Origin of the sequence: Thioalkalivibrio sp. AKL10 (assembly GCF_000381845.1) — a bacterium.
Classification (GTDB): Bacteria; Pseudomonadota; Gammaproteobacteria; order Ectothiorhodospirales; family Ectothiorhodospiraceae; genus Thioalkalivibrio; species Thioalkalivibrio versutus.
Genome location: NZ_KB907145.1, coordinates 185,564 through 204,328, shown reverse-complemented (window position 1 = coordinate 204,328; position 18,765 = coordinate 185,564). Strand labels below are relative to the sequence as shown.

Annotated in this window: 18 protein-coding genes and 2 tRNA genes; 1 reads left to right on the top strand and 19 read right to left on the bottom strand. The window is 65.6% G+C overall.

Annotation, left to right across the window (positions count from 1 at the left end):
• Positions 1–17 precede the first annotated feature (17 nt).
• From lon to prmB, 18 genes are all read right to left on the bottom strand, one after another.
• A complete protein-coding gene (lon, locus tag G333_RS0112040; RefSeq protein WP_019628558.1) occupies positions 18–2,483 on the bottom strand; it encodes an endopeptidase La in 2,466 nt (821 codons plus the stop codon).
• A gap of 82 nt (positions 2,484–2,565) precedes the next feature.
• Entirely contained in the window at positions 2,566–3,846 is a 1,281-nt protein-coding gene (clpX, locus tag G333_RS0112035; RefSeq protein ID WP_018143950.1) for an ATP-dependent Clp protease ATP-binding subunit ClpX, read from the bottom strand.
• A 141-nt stretch (positions 3,847–3,987) separates the two neighbouring features.
• Complete coding sequence (clpP, locus tag G333_RS0112030) at positions 3,988–4,626, bottom strand: ATP-dependent Clp endopeptidase proteolytic subunit ClpP (RefSeq protein WP_018938883.1); 639 nt, start codon at positions 4,624–4,626, stop codon at positions 3,988–3,990.
• Positions 4,623–5,930: a trigger factor gene (gene tig, locus G333_RS0112025; RefSeq protein WP_018951111.1), complete on the bottom strand. Its 1,308-nt coding sequence runs from the start codon at positions 5,928–5,930 to the stop codon at positions 4,623–4,625. Before tig ends, clpP begins: the two co-directional genes overlap by 4 nt.
• A gap of 82 nt (positions 5,931–6,012) precedes the next feature.
• Positions 6,013–6,099 (bottom strand) — tRNA-Leu (locus G333_RS0112020).
• A 392-nt stretch (positions 6,100–6,491) separates the two neighbouring features.
• Positions 6,492–6,567, bottom strand: a tRNA-Lys gene (locus G333_RS0112015).
• 139 nt (positions 6,568–6,706) lie between these two features.
• Positions 6,707–7,978 (bottom strand): YeeE/YedE family protein, encoded by a 1,272-nt coding sequence (locus tag G333_RS0112010; RefSeq protein ID WP_018951112.1) that lies wholly within the window; start codon positions 7,976–7,978, stop codon positions 6,707–6,709.
• Positions 7,979–8,102: 124 nt separating this feature from the next.
• Complete coding sequence (queC, locus tag G333_RS0112005) at positions 8,103–8,789, bottom strand: 7-cyano-7-deazaguanine synthase QueC (protein WP_019628557.1); 687 nt, start codon at positions 8,787–8,789, stop codon at positions 8,103–8,105.
• 1 nt (position 8,790) lies between these two features.
• Positions 8,791–9,486 carry a 7-carboxy-7-deazaguanine synthase QueE gene (queE, locus tag G333_RS0112000; protein WP_019628556.1) on the bottom strand — a complete coding sequence of 232 codons (696 nt, stop codon included), beginning with the start codon at positions 9,484–9,486 and terminating at the stop codon, positions 8,791–8,793.
• Positions 9,483–10,325, bottom strand: coding sequence for a tol-pal system protein YbgF (gene ybgF / locus G333_RS0111995; protein ID WP_018951115.1), 843 nt, complete (start codon positions 10,323–10,325; stop codon positions 9,483–9,485). Before ybgF ends, queE begins: the two co-directional genes overlap by 4 nt.
• A gap of 15 nt (positions 10,326–10,340) precedes the next feature.
• Positions 10,341–10,895, bottom strand: a complete 555-nt coding sequence (pal, locus tag G333_RS0111990) for a peptidoglycan-associated lipoprotein Pal (protein WP_018168451.1) — start codon at positions 10,893–10,895, stop codon at positions 10,341–10,343.
• 46 nt (positions 10,896–10,941) lie between these two features.
• Positions 10,942–12,228 carry a Tol-Pal system beta propeller repeat protein TolB gene (gene tolB, locus G333_RS0111985; RefSeq protein WP_019628555.1) on the bottom strand — a complete coding sequence of 429 codons (1,287 nt, stop codon included), beginning with the start codon at positions 12,226–12,228 and terminating at the stop codon, positions 10,942–10,944.
• 34 nt (positions 12,229–12,262) lie between these two features.
• Entirely contained in the window at positions 12,263–13,276 is a 1,014-nt protein-coding gene (tolA, locus tag G333_RS0111980) for a cell envelope integrity protein TolA (RefSeq protein ID WP_019628554.1), read from the bottom strand.
• Positions 13,277–13,287: 11 nt separating this feature from the next.
• The gene (gene tolR / locus G333_RS0111975; protein WP_018143960.1) at positions 13,288–13,740 is read right to left on the bottom strand and encodes a protein TolR; all 453 of its coding nucleotides are present in this window, start codon (positions 13,738–13,740) and stop codon (positions 13,288–13,290) included.
• 3 nt (positions 13,741–13,743) lie between these two features.
• Positions 13,744–14,418 (bottom strand): protein TolQ, encoded by a 675-nt coding sequence (gene tolQ / locus G333_RS0111970; RefSeq protein ID WP_018168448.1) that lies wholly within the window; start codon positions 14,416–14,418, stop codon positions 13,744–13,746.
• 32 nt (positions 14,419–14,450) lie between these two features.
• Entirely contained in the window at positions 14,451–14,870 is a 420-nt protein-coding gene (gene ybgC / locus G333_RS0111965) for a tol-pal system-associated acyl-CoA thioesterase (RefSeq protein WP_019628553.1), read from the bottom strand.
• Positions 14,867–15,910 carry a Holliday junction branch migration DNA helicase RuvB gene (gene ruvB / locus G333_RS0111960; protein ID WP_038038349.1) on the bottom strand — a complete coding sequence of 348 codons (1,044 nt, stop codon included), beginning with the start codon at positions 15,908–15,910 and terminating at the stop codon, positions 14,867–14,869. The genes ybgC and ruvB overlap by 4 nt, the downstream gene beginning before the upstream one ends.
• 88 nt (positions 15,911–15,998) lie before the next feature.
• Positions 15,999–16,895 carry a 50S ribosomal protein L3 N(5)-glutamine methyltransferase gene (gene prmB, locus G333_RS0111955; RefSeq protein ID WP_018951118.1) on the bottom strand — a complete coding sequence of 299 codons (897 nt, stop codon included), beginning with the start codon at positions 16,893–16,895 and terminating at the stop codon, positions 15,999–16,001.
• 78 nt (positions 16,896–16,973) lie between these two features.
• Here prmB and asd point away from each other — a divergent pair, with 78 nt between their 5' ends.
• Positions 16,974–17,828 (top strand): archaetidylserine decarboxylase, encoded by an 855-nt coding sequence (asd, locus tag G333_RS0111950; RefSeq protein WP_018938874.1) that lies wholly within the window; start codon positions 16,974–16,976, stop codon positions 17,826–17,828.
• 181 nt (positions 17,829–18,009) lie between these two features.
• On the opposite strand, the gene G333_RS0111945 is transcribed toward asd, so the two are convergent.
• A complete protein-coding gene (locus G333_RS0111945) occupies positions 18,010–18,765 on the bottom strand; it encodes a DUF3581 family protein (protein ID WP_019563439.1) in 756 nt (251 codons plus the stop codon).

The following is an 18,765-nucleotide window of genomic DNA, read 5'->3' as shown; positions in this document are numbered from 1 at the left end:
GCTCCAATTACAGATGCTTAGTGATGCCGGACCCGACGGCGACCGGTTTCCTTGGCCGGTTTGACGACTTCCTCGACCTTCTCTGGCGTTTCCCCGGCCTTGCCTTCCGGCATGTGGGTCAGCGCGAGCTCGAGGACCTCGTCGATCCAGCGGACCGGACGAATATCCAGCTTCTGCTTGATGTTCTTCGGGATGTCGACCAGATCCTTCTCGTTCTCTTCCGGGATCAGGACGGTGCGAATCCCTCCGCGGTGGGCGGCCAGCAACTTCTCCTTCAGGCCCCCGATCGGCAGAACCTGACCACGCAGCGTAATCTCGCCGGTCATCGCGACATCCGCCCGCACCGGGATACCGGTCAGTGCCGAGACGATCGCGGTGCACATGCCGATGCCCGCGGACGGGCCATCCTTCGGCGTCGCGCCCTCCGGCACGTGGATGTGCAGGTCCTTCTTCTCGTGGAAGTTCTCCTCCAGGCCCAGGGCCTCGGCGCGCGAGCGAACCACGGTCAGGGCGGCGTGGATGGACTCCTGCATCACGTCGCCGAGCTTGCCGGTCTGCTGGGTCTTGCCCTTGCCCGGGACCACGCTGGCCTCGATGGTCAGCAACTCGCCGCCGACCTCGGTCCAGGCGAGGCCCGTGACCTGACCGACCTGGTCGTTTTCCTCGGCCAGGCCGAAGCGGAAGCGACGCACGCCGAGATATTTCTCCAGCGTCTTGGGCGTGACCGAGGTGGTGCGTGCCCGCTCCTTCTCGCTGGCCAGCAGACGCTGCTTGGCCACCTTGCGGCAGACCTTGGCGATCTCGCGCTCCAGCGAGCGCACGCCGGCCTCGCGGGTGTAGTACCGCACCATGTCGCGCACCGCCGAATCGGAGATCTGGATCTCGGCCGGCTTCAGGCCGTTGGCCTTGATCTGCTTGGTCAGCAGATAGTTGTGCGCGATGTGGACCTTTTCGTCCTCGGTGTAGCCGGACAGGCGGATGACCTCCATGCGGTCCAGCAACGGCCCGGGGATGTGCATGCTGTTGGCCGTGGCCACGAACATCACGTCCGACAGGTCGAAATCGACCTCCAGGTAGTGGTCGCTAAACGTGTGGTTCTGTTCCGGATCCAGCACCTCGAGCATCGCCGAGGCCGGGTCACCCCGGAAGTCCATCGCCATCTTGTCGATTTCGTCCAGCAGGAACAGCGGGTTGCGCACACCGACCTTGGCCAGGTTCTGGATGATCTTGCCCGGCAGCGAGCCGATGTAGGTCCGGCGATGGCCGCGGATCTCGGCCTCGTCGCGCACCCCGCCCAGCGCCATGCGCATGAACTTGCGATTGGTCGCACGCGCGATGGACTGCCCCAGCGAGGTCTTGCCAACCCCGGGCGGGCCGACCAGGCACAGGATCGGGCCCTTCAGCTTGCGCACGCGGGACTGCACCGCGAGATACTCGAGGATGCGTTCCTTGACCTCTTCCAGGCCGTAGTGGTCCTCGTTGAGGATCTTCTCGGCGCGCGTCAGGTCCTTGCTGACCCGGGTCTTTTTCTTCCACGGGACGTTGACCAGCCAGTCGATGTAGCTGCGCACGACCGTAGCCTCGGCCGACATCGGGGACATCATCTTCAGCTTGCTCAGCTCGGCGGTGGCCTTCTTCTTGGCCTCCTCCGGCATCCCCGCCTTCTCGATCTTGTCGGCCAGGTCTTCCTGCTCGTTCGGCGCGTCCTCGAGATCCCCCAGTTCCTTCTGAATGGCCTTCATCTGCTCATTCAGGTAGTACTCGCGCTGGGACTTCTCCATCTGCTGCTTAACGCGGCCACGGATCTTCTTCTCGATCTGCAGCACATCCATCTCGCCCTCGATCTTGGCGACCAGGTGCTCCAGGCGCGCGCGCACATTGGCGATCTCGAGGACTTCCTGCTTTTCCTCCAGCTTCAGCGACATGTGCGCGGCAATGGTGTCGGCCAGGCGCGAGGTGTCGTCGATCCCGGCCAGCGAGGTCAGGATCTCCGGCGGGACCTTCTTGTTCAGCTTAATGTACTGCTCGAACTGATTCAGCGCGGAGCGGCCGAGGATCTCCAGCTCCTTGTCCTCGGTGTCGTATTCCTCGTCGATCAGCCGGATGCCGGAGACGAAGTAGTCCTCTTCCTTCTCGACATTGCCGGTAGTGGAGATATCCATCACATGCGCGCGCTGGGCACCCTCCACCAGCACCTTGATGGTGCCGTCGGGCAGGCGCAGCAGCTGCAGGATATTGCCCAGGGTGCCAATCTGGTGCAGATCGCCGGCCTCCGGCTCGTCGACCTCCGCGCTCTTCTGCGCGACCAGCAGCACCTGCTTGTTCTCGGCCATGGCCGAATCCAGCGCCCGGATCGACTTCTCGCGACCCACGAACAGCGGGATGACCATGTGAGGATAAACCACGACATCGCGCAGCGGCAGGACCGCGACGCGCTTGACGGGGGAGTCCACCTCGTTCTGGGAGGAGTGGGTATCGGTCATGTTGCCCCCTAAGGACTGGACGAATGTACAGGAGGAAGTGGGGGCGGCGGCGCCCGTTTCAAGGGCGCCGCAACACTTCCGCTCAGGAATCCGCGGCAGCCTGCTTCTTCGCGAACGAGTCGTTCTCGTAGACCAGGTACGGCTCGGCATCGCCACGGATCACCGCCTCGTCGATCACCACCTTGCTGACCCCCTCCATGGAAGGCAGCTCGTACATGGTGTCGAGCAGGATGTTCTCCATGATGGTGCGCAGACCGCGCGCACCGGTCTTGCGGGCCATCGCCTTGTGGGCGATCGCGGACAGGGCATCGTCGCGGAACTCGAGCTCCACGCCCTCCATCTCGAACAGGCGCGCGTACTGCTTGATCAGGGCGTTCTTCGGCTGAGTCAGGATCGTGATCAGTGCGTCCTCGTCGAGCTCGTCCAGCGTCGCCTGCACCGGCAGACGACCAACGAACTCGGGGATCAGGCCATAGCGCACCAGGTCATCGGCCTCCAGCTGCTTCAACCACTGGCCACCGGACTTGGCCGCCTCGGTGGTGCGCAACTCGGCGCCAAAGCCGATCCCGCCCTTCTCGGCGCGCTGCTGGATCACCTTCTCCAGCCCGGAGAAGGCACCGCCACAGATGAACAGGATATTGCTGGTATCGACCTGCAGGAATTCCTGCTGCGGGTGCTTGCGCCCGCCCTGCGGCGGCACCGAGGCGGTGGTGCCCTCGATCAGCTTCAGCAGGGCCTGCTGCACGCCCTCGCCCGAGACGTCACGGGTGATGGACGGGTTGTCCGACTTGCGCGAGACCTTGTCGATCTCGTCGATGTAGACAATGCCGTTCTCGGCCTTCTCGACGTCGTAGTCACACTTCTGCAGCAGCTTCTGGATGATGTTCTCGACATCCTCGCCCACGTAGCCAGCCTCGGTCAGCGTGGTGGCATCGGCGATGGTGAACGGGACATTCAGTACCCGCGCCAGGGTCTCGGCCAGCAGCGTCTTGCCGGAGCCGGTGGGGCCGATCAGCATAATGTTCGACTTGGACAGCTCGACATCGTCCTTGCCGGCCCGGGCCTGCAAGCGCTTGTAGTGGTTGTACACCGCGACCGAAAGGATCTTCTTCGCGGAGTTCTGGCCGATCACGTAGTCGTCGAGGATCGCGCGGATCTCGTGCGGCGTCGGCAGGGAATCACGCTCGGCGTGCCCCGCTTCCTGCATCTCCTCGCGGATGATGTCGTTGCACAGTTCGACGCACTCGTCGCAGATGAATACGGATGGCCCGGCGATCAGCTTGCGCACCTCGTGCTGGCTCTTTCCGCAGAAAGAACAGTACAGGAGCTTGCCGTCGGCGGGGGGGGTGGTTTCGTCGCTCATCCGTTTGCCTCGGTTGCGATTTCAGTGTTCTTCAGAACATGCCCCGTTTGCCTGGCAGTTGCAAACGAGCCAAGCGGAAGTCCGGTATTGAAGCTGCGCCCCGCAGCGGTGCTCCGGGGCGCAGTTGCGAAGGACGCGGACTCAGCTCGCGGAGTCGCGGTGGGTCAGCACGTGGTCGACCAGGCCGTATTCCTTCGCCTCGGTCGCGGTCAGGAAACGGTCGCGATCGGTGTCCTCCGCGATCTTCTCCACCGGCTGGCCGGTGTGGTGGGCCAGCACATTGTTCAGTTCATCACGGATCTTCAGGATCTCGCGGGCGTGGATGTCGATATCCGAGGCCTGGCCCGAGAATCCGCCCAGCGGCTGATGGATCATCACCCGTGAATGCGGCAGGGTGTGCCGCTTGCCAGCGGCACCGCCCGCCAGCAGCACGGCGCCCATGCTCGCCGCCTGGCCGACGCACAGCGTGCTGACCTCGGGCTTGATGAACTGCATGGTGTCGTAGATCGCCATGCCAGCGGTGACCGCACCGCCCGGGGAATTGATGTACAGGCTGATTTCCTTGTCCGGATTTTCCGACTCGAGGAACAGCAGCTGGGCCACGATCACATTGGCCATGTAGTCCTCGACCGGACCCACGCAGAAGATCACTCGATCCTTCAGCAGGCGGGAGTAGATGTCGTAGGCGCGCTCGCCGCGGGCGGTCTGCTCGACCACCATCGGTACCAGGTTCAGCCCTTGGGCGTGTTGTGCGCCCTGGTCGGCCATATCGTGGCTCATTCAGTCGACTCCTTGTTCGGATTCATCACGTCCTGGAAGCTGGTTTCCTTCTCGGTGACCTTGCCCTGCTCGAGCACCCAGTCAACCACCTGATCTTCCAGCACCAGTGACTCCAGGTTGCTCTTCGCCTGGGGATTGGAGCGGTAGTACTGCTTCACCTCTTCCGGATCCTCGTAGGTTGCGGCCATCTCCTCGAGATCGCGCTCGACCCGCTCGGCGTCCACCTCGAACCCCTTCTGTTCGATGATGGCGCGCAGCGCCAGGCCCAGGCGCACGCGACGCTTGGCTTCTTCCTCGAACAGGCTGTCCGGCAGTGGCTGGGTCTGCTGCGCGCCGCCGAAACGCTTCTCGGCCTCTTCGCGCAGGCGGTTGACCTCCGACTTCACCAGGGCCTCCGGAAGATCGAAGTCGTGCTTGTCGACCACGGCCTCCAGCACCTGTTGCTTGACCCGACCCTTCAGGGCCTGACGCAGTTCCCGCTCCATATTGGACCGCACATCGGCGCGAAGTTTCTCGACCGAGCCGTCCTCGATGCCGAATTTCTTCGCAAATTCCTCATCGACCTCCGGCAGCTTGGGGCCTTCGACCTGCTTGATGGTCAGCGCGAACTGCGCGGTCTGGCCCTTCAGGTTCTCCGCCGGGTAGTCGTCGGGGAAGGTGACATCGATGGTCGGCTCCTCGCCGGTCTTCACGCCCTTGAGCTGTTTCTCGAAGTCCTCGATCAGGCGCCCGGCACCAAGCTCGATCTGGAAGTCGTCGGCCTTGCCGCCCTCGAACTCCTCGCCGTTCAGCGAGCCGACGAAGTCCAGCGTCACCCGGTCGCCTTTCTTCGCCTTGCGTTTGACCTCGGCCCACTCCTTGTTCTGCTCGCGCAGGGAGTCGATCACGCGATCGATGTCCTCGTCCCCGACCTCGGCCACCGGGCGCTCGATCTCGACGCCGGAGAAGTCGGCCACCTGCACTTCCGGGAACACCTGGAAGCTGGCGGTGAATTCGATCGCGTCGGTGCCTTCCAGATTGGTCGGCTCGATGCTCGGGTTACCGGCCGGCTCCAGGCCCTCCTGCTGAACCGCCTCGCGGTAGCTTTCCTGCAGGACCTCGCTCAGAACCTCCTGATACACACCGGTGCCGTAGCGCTGGCGCACGACCTTCAGCGGGACCTTGCCCGGGCGGAAGCCGTCCAGCTTGACCCGCTTGGCGAGGGACTTCAGGCGATTGTCGACCTCGGTATCGATCCGCTCGGAGGGGACCTGGATGGTCATCTTGCGTTCCAGGTTGCCGGTGGCTTCAACAGAAACTTGCATGGAGGGCCTCGTCATAGTTCGGTAATCGGTCATCCCTGCCGATCGCAGTGGTAACCTTCATGGCTGGTCGGAATGCAGACAGTGGTGCGAAAGGAGAGACTCGAACTCTCACGGGTTTTACCCCACTGGGACCTAAACCCAGCGCGTCTACCAGTTCCGCCACTTTCGCAATCTTGCAGAAAACTCTTGTTGCGTTCGCGCGTCAGGGAAACACTGAGCGATGTACACGTTCGCGCTCGAGTCGCTTTTGCGTGCGAACAAGGCGCGGTGCCTGCCGTGCAGTCATTCTGCACAAAGGAACCGCAACGCCGTGCGCGCGCAAAAGCGGCCGAGCCCCTTCGGGGTTGGCACCGCAGGTTCCCCGATCCTGCGTTGCGCCGCTTGCGGGTAGAACGACTACCTGCTGCACAGCGCGCCTTGTCTCGGAAAATCTGCGGTGCCAACGCGAACGTGTACATTGCTCAGTGTTTCCCTAGCCGCGCATTCTAGCGTGTTCCCCACCCACAAACACAAAGAGCCCGTATAGACGGGCCCTTGTGCCGGTGCGGGGACCGGAGAAAATGGTGGGTCGTGTAGGATTCGAACCTACGACCAATTGGTTAAAAGCCAACTGCTCTACCAACTGAGCTAACGACCCTTTTCGGTTTGGCCCGGAGCGAACATCTGAATCGCCCTGGCCGTTGCAAAGTCGAAGGCCCGGGATCGCCGGGCCTCCAGTGCCGCGTAGTTTACGGCGCGACGGGGAAAACGCAAGACGTGCCCCCGTCGCTATGCCATCAGATGGCTTCCAGCTTGCGCATGCCGCCCGGCAGCAGCTTCATGTCCACCAGCGAGGTGATCAGCGCCTTGCCGAAGCTGGCCTCGTCTTCGTAGACCATCTTGTAGTACTGGATCTTCATGGTCAGCGCAGAGCCGAACACGATGAAGGCGAAGGTGAAGAAGCCACCCAGTGCCAGCGCGGAGACCCCCGTCACCGCCTGACCAATGGTGCAGCCAAGCGCCAGGATGCCGCCAACGCCCATCAGGATGCCACCAACGAAGTGATTGGCGAAGTCGCGGAAGGACGAGAACCACTCGAAACGGAAGCTGCGCGACACCAGGGCCCAGAAGAACGAACCCAAGATAACGCCCGCCAGAGCCAACACGCCGAAGTACAGCAGGGTGCGGTCGAAGCCGCTGGACACATAGCCCACGCTCTGCCCCATCGGGTTAATGAAGGTAAACGATTGATTGGCCCAGGGCGCGGACAGCGCCGGACGCTCGCCATCATCCGCATCGGACACGAAATCCCATTCCTGGATGTATTCCTGGGTGCTGTACACGCCACCCATGCCGTCGTCGACCTGGATGTTGCTAGTCAACCACCAGGCACCGATCACGACCAGGCCGATCACCAGACCGCCCAGGATATTGTCAAAGCTGCGACGGAAGTCCGCGGCCTTGAAGATCAGGGCCAGCAGCAGCACGCCGATCACCAGACCCAGCACCAGGCGCGCAGTCAGCGCGTTCTCGCCGGCGATGATGGAACCCAGATCCTGGCCGTTTTCCATCTGGACGGCGACGCTGTCCATCCAGCCGAACAGCAGCTGGAACAGGGTCTGGCCCGTGCCAAAAACCGTCTCGCGGCTGGTCAGCCAGAAGGCAATCACGCCGATGATGATCATGACCATCACGGACTTGAGGTTACCGCCACCGACACGCACCAGCGTCTTGTTACCGCAGCCCGACGCATAGGTCATGCCGATCCCGAACAGGAAACCGCCCAGCACATGGCCCAGCCAGTTGAAGTTGGACCCACGGTAGGGAGGGAACGAGCCCTCGGCACTCAACACACCGAAGAATTCGAGCACCGCCACACCCAGCATGGCCACGGCAATGGCCAGCAACCAGGAGCGCATGCGCCCAGTATCCCCCATGTTTACCCAGTCGGAGACCGCACCCATGGTGCAGAAGTTGGTCTTGTTCGCGACCGCACCCATGATGAAGGCGAGAATGAACGTCCCGCCGAGGAACGCCAATGCGGCGGTTGAAAAGCTGGAGAATTCCATCGCGTATCCTCTCAATGAAAGATTTCAGGGCACGCCTGCACCCATGGGGTGCGCAGCATACATCGGACGCTAGACGAGATCGAGCCCGCTTTCATTCCTCCCCGCGGCATTCCGGGGCCACGGATCAGTCGGGGACATAGCGGGTCGGGTCGGGCACACCGGCGGCCGCGAAGCCCTCGCGGCGGATGCGGCAGCTGTCGCAGCGCCCGCATGCGCGGCCGGCGGCATCGGCCTGGTAGCAGCTGACCGTCTGGCTGTAGTCGACCCCGAGGCGGACCCCGGCCTGGATGATCTCGGCCTTGGACCAGTGCATCAGCGGCGCCCGCACCTCCCAGGGCGTGCCCTCCACCCCGCTGCGGGTCGCCACCCGGGCGAGGTCGCGGAAGGCCTCGATGAAGGTCGGACGACAATCCGGGTAGCCGGAGTAGTCCACCGCATTGGCCCCCACATACAGCAGGCGCGCGTCCAGGGTCTCGGCAAACCCCAGGGCGAGCGCCAGAAACACCGTGTTGCGTGCCGGCACGTAGGTCACGGGGATACCCTCGGTCGGTGCCGTGGGAACGGCGATCGCGGCGTCCGTCAGTGCGGACCCACCAATCGCGCTCAGATCCACCGCCACTACGCGGTGATCGGTCACGCCCTGGGCGGCGGCTACGCGCCGCGCAGCGTCCAGCTCCGTGTGATGGCGCTGACCGTAGTCGATCGACAGGGCGTGACAGTCCAGCCCCTCGGCGCGGGCCATGGCCAGGCAAGTCGCCGAGTCGAGCCCGCCCGAGAGCAGCACCACGGCCTTCTCCGCGCGCTCACTCATCTCAACGGCCCGGCTGATCGCCCCAGAGGAGCTTGTGCAGTTGCATCTGAAAGCGAACCGGGAGGCGTTCCGCGATGATCCAGTCGGCCAGGGCCCTCGGTTCCAGTTCGCCATACACCGGCGAGAACAGGACCTCGACCTCCGGGGCCAGCCCCAGACGCTCCAGCTCGGCTCGCGCCCAGTCAAAGTCCTCGCGCCCGGCCAGCACGAACTTCAGCTGGTCGCCGGCCTTCAGCCGGGGGGTATTTTCAGGGCGATTACGAGCGGACTCCTGCGAGGCCGGCGCCTTCCAGTCCATCACGATGGCCACCCGCGGATCGACACCCACGATCTCCATCGCCCCGCTGGTCTCCAGCGACACGCTGAAACCGGCATCGCACAGGCCCTCCAGCAGCGGCAGGCAGCCCGGCTGCGCGAGCGGCTCGCCACCCGTCACGCAGACATGCTGGACCCCGGCGCGCCCGACCCAGTCAAGGATCGTCGCCAGCATCAGGGCCTCGCCCCCCTCGAAGGCGTATTCGCTGTCACACCAGCGACAGCGCAGCGGGCAACCGGTCAGGCGCACGAAGGCGGTGGGCCAGCCCACCTGCGCCGCCTCCCCCTGCAGGGAGACGAACATCTCGGTGATCCTCAGCCGCACCGCGGCCGGGTCGATCACCCCGGCGCCCCGGGCATCGCGCAGCGTGTCCGTGGTCATTGGCTGTCTTCGATCCGCCGCAGGCGCTCACGGGCCAGGCGATCCAGGGTGGTCCCGCCGTAGTCGGCCCGAACCGCCTCCAGGGCCTCGCGCGCCGCGTCGAAGTTCTGCAGTTCGTAGTGGGCGTAGCCGATCTTCAGCAGGGCATCCCCACCCTTGTCGCTTTCGGGGAAATCCTCTCGCAGACGTTCGAAATCCTCCAGCGCTGCTTCGAACTCGCCGCTGGCGTATTTCGCCTCGGCCAGCCAGTACCAGGCATTGGCGGTGAAGTTGCCCTCGGGGTAGTCCTCGATGAACTGCTCGAGCTTGCGCATGGCCGTGGTGTAATCCCCGGCCATCAGGTCGTCAAACGCCGCCTGATAGGCGGCCTGCTCGTCCGCTTCCGGCAGGTCCAGTTCGACCACTTCCTCCCGCGGAGCGGCATCCGTGGCTAACGCCCCGCTCTCGAACGCGCCCACCCGCTCATCCAGATGACGGAACTGATCGCGCTGGCGGGTGCTGAGACGGTTCATCTCGTGGCGCAGGGTTTCCACCTCGCCACGCAGTTCGCGCAGGTCCCGACTCAGCGATTCCGAGACCTGCAGCAGTTCGTTCATCGCACTGGAATCCAGCACCCGCTCGACCCGCTCGAGGCGGCGTTCGAGCTGGCGGATCTGCGACTGGGTGGCGAACACCGTATCGTCCTGGGCCCCGGCCGTGCCCGGCACCAGGGCCAGCGGGGCCAGGGCAAAGGTTACGGCCAGAATGACACCAGAAAGAAGGCCCGGACGTCCCGGGCACCGAAACAGAAATGCCCCCGAGGGGGCATTTCCGCAAGACTTGTCGAGCTTTGATTGCATCTGGCTTCCCGTCGCTTAGCGCCGGGATTCGTAGACCAGCTCGACCCGGCGATTCTTGGCCCAGGCCTCCTCGTTCTGCTGGAAGGCCACCGGCATCTCTTCACCATAACTGATGACCTCGAGCTGGTCATCCGAGGCGCCGTTCAGATTCAGCACCCGGCGCACCGACTGCGCCCGGCGTTCGCCCAGAGCCAGGTTGTACTCGCGCGTGCCGCGCTCGTCGGTATGCCCTTCCAGACGCAGGCGCGCACCCGAATTCTGCGAGAGATAGGCGGCATGCGCCTCCAGCATCGGCATGTATTCGGACTTGACCTCGTCGCGGTCGAACTCGAAATACACCAGGCGTTCGGCCAGCGGGCTTTCCGGGTCGTCCAGGGCCGCCGCGTCGAAATCGCGATCTCGACCCAGGCCGCGGGCCTCGGCGGCCTCGCGTTCGGCACGCGCCTGTTCGGCGGCCGCCTCGCGCTCGGCGGCACGTTCGGCATCCTCGGCATCGCGCGTGGGTGTGGCACAGGCCGACAGGGCCGCAATGACGACAGCCGCAAGGGCCAGGCGAAACAGGTTATTCATGGCTTTCGTTTCCTCGAAAAAGGGATAGTAAATAGGTCTGGGGACATCAGTTCAGGGGCGACCAGGCAGGTTCGCGCACCTCGCCTTCGCGGGCGGCCAACCGCTGGTGCACCTGGCCGTCGCGACTGACCGAGCCGAGCACGCCTCGCCCCCCATCCGTCATGGCATACAGGATCATGCTGCCATTGGGTGCAAAGCTTGGCGACTCTGCATCGCGCCCGTCCGTGAGGCGCGTCACACGGCGATCATCCAGATCGAGACGCGCCAGCTGAAATCCGCCATCGCCCCCATGGACGTACACCAATGAGCGACCATCCGGGGAAATCGTGGCCGCCGCCGCGTAGCCGCTCTCGAAGGTAAGACGGCGCGCATTGCCACCGCTGGCCGGCTGGGCATAGATTTGCGGCGCGCCCGCACGATCCGAGGTGAAGTAGATGGTGTCGCCGTCGGGCGACCAGACCGGCTCGGTCTCGATCGCGCTGGAGCGCGTCAGTTGACGCAGATCGCCTGAGGCCAGATCCATCACGTAGATATTCGGCGAGCCGTCGCGCGAAAGGCTCAGCGCCAGCTGGCGGCCGTCCGGGGACCAGGCCGGGGCGCTGTTAATGCCGGTAAAACTCGCGATCCGGTTGCGCTCGCCGGTCTCCACATTCTGACGGAACACCTCGGAGCGGCGATTCTCGAAGGAGACGTAGACCAGCTCACGACCGTCCGGCGACCAGTCCGGCGACATGATCGGATCCCGCGACCGGAACAGGGTACGCGGATTAGCGCCGTCGGAGTCCGCGACCTCCAGGCGAAACTCGCGCGAGTCGTTGCGGCGCTCGACGCTGACAAACGCGATACGCGCACTGAAGGCACCCGGGTCTCCGGTGATCTGCTCGTAGACGATATCCGACACGCGATGCGCGCCGCGGCGCAGCATGTCCGCCGGCACCGGGATACGCCAGCCACCCAGGCGTTCCTCGGCCAGCACGTCGAACACGTGGAACTCGACCATCACGTTGTCGCCGTCGGGGCGCATGGAGCCGACCACCAGGTACTCCAGACCCGCCTCGGCCCAGGGCTGGGCAAGGAAGTCGGCTGGGCCCGAGGGTGCTTGGGGCAAACCGTCGCGTTCGACGTCAAACAGCCCGCTCCGGGTCAGGTTCGCGGCCAGGATCTGGTCCACATCCTCGCCCGGACGCCCGTCGCCGTCCCAGGTGAACGGAGCCACGGCCACCGGGATCGCACCCGTCACCCCCTCGGTTACCGTCACTTCCAGTACCGCCTGGGCCTGCGCCGACCAAAGCAGCGCCAACCCCAGCAGCATCGTATGAATCATTCGTTGCATGTGTTTCCTCGTGGACCGGCTTGCGCCGGCCCGGTCAGTCGGGCTCGAAGCGGATGAGCACCCCACCGCGCACGGCATCCGCATCCGGCGGGCGCGGCAGCGACGACAGGCGATCCATGGTCTGACGGACCGAGTCGCAGAAGGCGGGCCCGCCGGAGCAGCTCTCGATGTCGAAATTGATGATACGCCCGGTCTCGTTGACGCGCACGAGAACGATGGCACGATCCGAGGCATCCAGCCCCGATGGCTGGCGCCAGCGTCGCTGCACCACCGACTGCACCTGCGCGCGCCATTCGTTCAGCTCGCGATCCGCCTGTGCCTGGCGTTCCGCGGCCTCGCGCCGGGCCTGCGCCTCGGCCATGCGCTCCTGGTCGCGCTCCATCGCCTCGCGGCGGCGCTGCTCTTCCAGTTCGCGCTCCTGCTCGGCGCGGCGCTCGGCCTCTTCCCGTTCGCGGCGTTCGGCCGCCTCGCGCTCGCGGCGCTCCGCCTCTTCCTGCGCCTGACGCTCCGCTTCCTCGCGCTCCCGCCGTTCCGCCGCCTCACGCTCGCGCGCCTCCTCGGCCTCACGCCGGGCCTGTTCCGCAGCCTCGCGCTCCTGGCGGATACGCTCGCGTTCGGCCTCGGCCTCCTCGCGCGCCTGGCGACGCTCCTCCTCGGCCTCGCGGCGGGCCTGTTCGGCATCCTCCAGGGCCTGCTGGCGCGCGCGCTCCTGTTCCTCGCGGCGGCGTTGCTCCTCGGCCTGGCGGCGCTCTTCCTCGCGCCGGGCCTGTTCCTCGGCGCGGCGGCGTTCCTCTTCGGCGCGCAGCTGTTCGGCGACCTGCTCCTGCTCGGCGACTTCGCGCTGGTGTTCGATGCGATCGAAGGTCTCGGCATCCACCGCGACCGCGTCGATCACCTCGATATCCTCCTGCACCGCGATCTCGACAGCGGCACGGGTGGAGGTCGGCGAGACGAGGCTGACATTCAGCAACAACGCCGCAAACAACACGCCATGCAGAAGCAGGACGAGGACCAGGCTCAAGGGATGACGACGCAGGAGCTCGAACACGGCGGGGCGGCTCAGTCCTGGTTGTCGCGCGGCGGCTCGGTGATCAGCCCGACGCGGCCGCCTCCGGCACGCTGCAGGGCAACCATGGCATCGATCACGCGGCCGTAATCGACATTGCGGTCACCGCGCACGAAGGTCTGGGTACCCGGATTCTCGGCGAGGAACTCGCGCACGATCTCGGTCATCTCCTGCGGCGCCAGCGGCTCGTTCACATAGGGCCCCTGATTCAGGCTCATGGCGCCGCCAGCATCCACCGTGACCACCAGCGGCTCGGCCGCCTGCGGGTCCTCTTCCATGGCCTCGGCATCGGCCTCCGGGAGGTCGACCTCCACGCCCTGCTGCAGCATGGGCGCGGTGATCATGAAGATGATCAGCAGAACGAGCATCACGTCGATGAACGGCACGACGTTGATCTGCGACATGGGCCGCCGCAGGCGGCGACTGTTGCGACGCGACTCGGCCATGGCTTAGGCCGGCGCCCCGGCGGCACCCTCGGCAGGCTTGCCCGCCCCCTGGCGATTCAGCAGGGCCACGAACTCGTCGCCGAAGTTCTCCAGGCGCGAGGCCACGCGGTCAACATCCCCGGCGAAGCGATTGTAGGCGATCACCGCCGGGATGGCGGCGAACAGACCAAGCGCGGTCGCGATCAGGGCCTCGGCAATCCCGGGGGCCACCATCGCCAGCGTGGCCTGCTGCACCCCGGACAGCCCCAGGAAGGCATGCATGATGCCCCACACCGTCCCGAACAGGCCGATGTACGGGCTGGTCGAACCGACCGTGGCGAGGAACTGCAGGTAGCGCTCCATCTCGTCGGTCTCGCGCGCGATGGCCACGCGCATCGCGCGGTGCGCGGGCTCGCCGGGCGCCATGCCGTGCTGGCGGGCCCGCAGGAATTCCTTGAAGCCCGAGGAGAAGACATGCTCCATGCCGGACATCTCCGACTTGCGCCGCACCCCCTCGTACAGATGCGACAGATCGGCGCCGGACCAGAAGCGCTCCTCGAATTCATCGCTGGCGCGGTGGGCCGCGTTGAGGGAACGCGCCTTGATGATAATCACCAGCCAGGAGAGCACCGAGGCGACCACCAGGATCACCATGACCAGCTGTACGATCAGACTCGCGTCCATGATCAGCTGGTACATTGAAAAGTCGACTGTCACTTGTCCATCTCCCGTTATGCCTTTGTTCCATCCGCCGCACGCAGCGCGTGCGTCACTTCATCGGGGATTGCCACCGGCGCCTGCCGGGCCACGTCCACACAGGCAATGCCGACCTCGCCGGTCACCAGCACCGTCGCGTCACGCTGCACCGCCTGCGCGAATTCGATGCTGGCGCGGCGCAGACGCTGCACCCGGCAGGTCACCGTCAGGGCCTCGTTGAAATGGGCGGGACGCTGCATCTCCACAGACAGACGCCGCACGGCGAACACAATTCCGTACTCGGCGCGCAGCCGGTCCTGCTCGAAGCCCAGCGCACGCAGCCATTCGGTCCGCGCGCGCTCCATGAATTTCAGATAATTCGCGTGGTAGACCACGCCACCGGCATCGGTGTCCTCGTAATACACCCGCACCGGCCATTCGAAATCCGTCGTCATGGCTGGCGCGCGCCCTCGGCCATCGGCGTCAGCAGGTCACCCTCCTCCGTGCGCGCCAGACCAAACATGGCCAGCGTGCGGCGGGTCGCCTGGCGCCCGCGCGGGGTGCGCTGCAGATAGCCCTGCTGGATCAGGAACGGCTCGACCACATCCTCCAGCGTGCCGCGGTCCTCGTTCATCGCGGTGGCCAGACTCTCGACCCCGACCGGGCCACCATCAAACTTCTCCACCAGCACCTCCAGCAGACGGCGGTCCTGGGCATCCAGCCCCGAGGCATCGATCGCCAGCAGGTCCAGCGCCTGCGCAGCCACATCGAGCGTCACCACGCCGTCGGCTCGCACCTGGGCGAAATCGCGCACCCGCCGCAACAGACGATTGGCCAGACGCGGCGTGCCGCGCCCGCGACGCGCGATCTCGGTCGCGCCCTCGGCCTCGACCCCCACGCCCAGCAAGCCGGCGGCGCGATTCACGATATGCGCGAGATCGGGGACAGTGTAATGATCGAGGCGCTGGACGATACCGAACCGGTCACGTAACGGGGCCGAGAGCAGCCCGGCGCGGGTGGTGGCCCCCACCAGCGTGAACGGCGGCAGGTCCACCTTGATCGAACGCGCGGCCGGACCCTCGCCGATCACGATATCCAGCTGGCCATCCTCCAGAGCGGGATACAGGATCTCTTCCACCACCGTCGGCAGGCGGTGGATTTCGTCAACGAACAGGACATCGCGCGGCTCCAGCGCGGTGAGGATCGCCGCCAGGTCGCCGGCGCGCTCCAGCACCGGGCCGGAGGTCTGACGCAGGCCCACCCCCAGTTCGTTGGCAATGATATGCGCGAGGGTCGTCTTGCCCAGCCCGGGCGGGCCGGCGACCAGCGTATGGTCCAGGGCCTCGTCACGCCCGCGGGCGGCCTCGATGAACAGCCCCAGCTGCTCGACCACGCGCGGCTGACCGGTGTAGTCCGCGAGCCGTTTCGGGCGCAGGCTGACCTCCGCCCGCTCTTCCTCGGACCGACTCTGCATATCCACCAGACGTGATTCCATAGCCTCGCAGTATGCATCGCCACCGGCGCCGTTTACAGGGCCTTCTGCCGGGTTTTCGGACCGGGGTCCGGGCGCGGGTCCGCGTGGGTCAGGCTCCGGCGGGCAAGTCGCGGGCGTAGACCAGGAACACGCCATGCCCGCCGGCCTCGAACTCCAGCCAGATCATTGGCAGGTCCGGGAAGGCCGCCTCCACCGCGGCCTGGCTGTTGCCGACCTCCACGATCAGCGCGCCGTCCCCGGTCAGGTGCTCGCGGGCCCCGTCCAGGATGCGGCGCACGATATCCAGCCCGTCGCCCCCGGCAGCCAGTCCCAATGCCGGCTCGTGGCGGTACTCCTCCGGCAAGGCCGCCATATCCTCGGCATCCACGTACGGCGGATTGGACACGATCAGGTCATAGCGGTCACCGGCTTGCAGCCCATCGAACACGTCGGACTGCAATGCGCGGACTTGTTCGCCCATCTGGTGGCGCTCGATGTTGATCCGAGCCACCGCCAGCGCATCCGGCGAGACATCCGCCAGGTCCACCTGCGCCTGCGGCAGGGCCAGCGCCATCGCGATACCGATGCAGCCACCCCCGGTGCAAAGATCCAGGGCCCGAGTCACCCCATCGGGATCCAGCCACGGCTCGAAGCCCGCGGCGATCAACTCCGCCAGGGGCGAGCGCGGCACCAGCACGCGCTCGTCGACATAGAACGGCAACCCGGCAAACCAGGCCTCGCGGGTCAGGTACGCCGCCGGCTTGCGGGTGGCGATGCGCTCGCGCAACACCGCCACGACTCGCGTGCGCTCGGCCTCGCTCAGGCGCGAATCCCACCACGACTCGGGTAGATCCAGCGGCAGGTGCAGGGTGTGCAGCACCAGCCAGGCCGCCTCGTCAAAGGCGTTGTCGGTGCCATGGCCGAAGGTCAGCCCGGCGCCGCGAAACTGGCTGGCGCCGAAGCGAATGAAGTCGCGCAAGGTGCGCAATCCGGTGGTTGAATCCATGCCCGGTCTTTCCGTTGCGTGCGGGGGCGGTCATCATACCGCCTCGATGTCACTGTGTACGCCCGAACGAGATCCCGCATGAGCAAGATCGACCCCTGGCTGGCGCGCCTATCGCACCTGCTGCCACAGCACGCCCTGTCGCGCGTGGTGCATCGTCTGGCGCGCATCGAGTCGCCGCAGCTGCAACCGCTGCTGCGCGCCTTCGTGCGCCGCTTCGGCCTGAACATGGACGAGGCCGCGGAACCGGACCTGACCACCTACCCCAGCTTCAACGCGCTGTTCACCCGCGCCCTGCGCGAGGACGCACGGCCACTGGAGGGGGACGCGAATACCCTGGTCAGCCCGGCCGATTCCCGGGTCAGCGCCGCCGGGCGCATCGAGGGCGGACAGATCTTCCAGGCCAAGGGGCATCACTACACGGTCCGGGAACTGCTGGGCGGGGAGGACGAGCTCGCGGAGGCCTTCCGCCACGGGCACTTCGTGACCCTGTACCTGTCGCCGCGTCACTACCACCGACTGCACATGCCGCTGACCGGCACCCTGACCCACATGATCCATGTGCCCGGACGGCTGTTCTCGGTCGCCCCGCGCATCGTGCGTCATGTGCCGCGGCTGTACGCCCGCAACGAACGTGTGGTGACCTGCTTCGACACCCCGGTAGGACCGATGGCCATGGCCTTGATCGGTGCGCAGAACGTCGGTTCCATCGAGACCGTGTGGGCCGGCGAGGTCACCCCGCCCCATGGCCGCGAGATCAGCGTCAGCGAGTATCCGGACCGTGCCGTCACCCTGGAGCGCGGCGCGGAGATGGGTCGCTTCAACCTGGGCTCGTCGGTCGTGCTGCTACTGCCCGATCACCCGCTAAAACTCGCGGAACACCTCACGCCCGAGACCGAAGTCCGGGTCCGCTCGACGCTTGGCCAGTTCTACTGAGCCTTCACCACGAAGCCCACAAAGAGCTGCTAGTTCCTTGATGGGATTCGCTGCGCTCATCCCATCCTACGACCTACTGAGTTTTCACCACCAAGCAAGCGACCGAAGAAAGGCCAGGTCAAGGGCGGATTGACCTGGCCTTTCTTCGGGCCTTCGTGTGCTTCGTGGTGACTCCTGAAGTTCAAGCGTGGGCGCGGGTCCCGGCCGGCTGATTGAAATAGGCGGCCTTCCAGCTTTCGTAGTCGGCGACGAGCCGCTCGACATCGGCGGCATCGAACGCGCGCAGCCCGCTCAGCACCAGGTGCTTGCTGCCGTCGGCAACCACCGACTGGTCGATGACCAGTTCGTAGTCCAGACGAATCTCTCCGCGCTTGCCATTGACCGTCATCACTGCATCCTTCAGACGGGGCTCCGGCACCCCTGCGCTGGCTGCCAGCGGCTCGGGCAGATGAAAACCCATGCGCTCGTACATCACCAGCGGCCGCTTGGGGTTCACCATCACGCCGTGCTCCTCCATCAGCGGCACCAGCACGTGCGGGAAGTTCTGCCCGGAAAAGCCGACATAGCTGCGGATCAGGGATCCGATCGCACTAGGCTCGTCGATCACCGCCCCCGAACGCTCGACCTCGATTACGCTCTTGCCACTCTCGTCGGTAATGGCAAAGGCCGCGCCCGGGTTTTCCGGAAAGACCAGGGGCACATTGCCTCCCACCATGCCGGTGAAACGGAAAAGCATGTCCGCGCTCGCGCCGTAGGTGTCCAGCACCAGGGCAAACAGTAGATCCCCCGGGACGCAGAAGCGCCGGTTGTCGGCATCGTGGATCGGATTGAAGTCGCCCGCGAGGGTCTTGGCGAAGTCGCTGCCCTGCTCCGGGGTTACGACCAGCTGACCGTCGCGAAGGCGGTAGAAATCCTCAAGGAAGCGGGTATCGGTCAC

Excerpts from the sequence above, each read along its gene's own strand:
- asd (WP_018938874.1), top strand. The coding sequence starts at position 16,974 with ATGAGCAAGATCGACCCCTGGCTGGCGCGCCTATCGCACCTGCTGCCA.
- ruvB (WP_038038349.1), bottom strand. The coding sequence starts at position 15,910 with ATGGAATCACGTCTGGTGGATATGCAGAGTCGGTCCGAGGAAGAGCGG.
- ybgC (WP_019628553.1), bottom strand. The coding sequence starts at position 14,870 with ATGACGACGGATTTCGAATGGCCGGTGCGGGTGTATTACGAGGACACC.
- tolB (WP_019628555.1), bottom strand. The coding sequence starts at position 12,228 with ATGCAACGAATGATTCATACGATGCTGCTGGGGTTGGCGCTGCTTTGG.
- ybgF (WP_018951115.1), bottom strand. The coding sequence starts at position 10,325 with ATGCAATCAAAGCTCGACAAGTCTTGCGGAAATGCCCCCTCGGGGGCA.
- tig (WP_018951111.1), bottom strand. The coding sequence starts at position 5,930 with ATGCAAGTTTCTGTTGAAGCCACCGGCAACCTGGAACGCAAGATGACC.
- clpX (WP_018143950.1), bottom strand. The coding sequence starts at position 3,846 with ATGAGCGACGAAACCACCCCCCCCGCCGACGGCAAGCTCCTGTACTGT.
- pal (WP_018168451.1), bottom strand. The coding sequence starts at position 10,895 with ATGAATAACCTGTTTCGCCTGGCCCTTGCGGCTGTCGTCATTGCGGCC.
- G333_RS0112010 (WP_018951112.1), bottom strand. The coding sequence starts at position 7,978 with ATGGAATTCTCCAGCTTTTCAACCGCCGCATTGGCGTTCCTCGGCGGG.
- clpP (WP_018938883.1), bottom strand. The coding sequence starts at position 4,626 with ATGAGCCACGATATGGCCGACCAGGGCGCACAACACGCCCAAGGGCTG.
- tolR (WP_018143960.1), bottom strand. The coding sequence starts at position 13,740 with ATGGCCGAGTCGCGTCGCAACAGTCGCCGCCTGCGGCGGCCCATGTCG.
- queE (WP_019628556.1), bottom strand. The coding sequence starts at position 9,486 with ATGACCACGGACACGCTGCGCGATGCCCGGGGCGCCGGGGTGATCGAC.
- prmB (WP_018951118.1), bottom strand. The coding sequence starts at position 16,895 with ATGGATTCAACCACCGGATTGCGCACCTTGCGCGACTTCATTCGCTTC.
- lon (WP_019628558.1), bottom strand. The coding sequence starts at position 2,483 with ATGACCGATACCCACTCCTCCCAGAACGAGGTGGACTCCCCCGTCAAG.
- tolQ (WP_018168448.1), bottom strand. The coding sequence starts at position 14,418 with ATGTACCAGCTGATCATGGACGCGAGTCTGATCGTACAGCTGGTCATG.
- queC (WP_019628557.1), bottom strand. The coding sequence starts at position 8,789 with ATGAGTGAGCGCGCGGAGAAGGCCGTGGTGCTGCTCTCGGGCGGGCTC.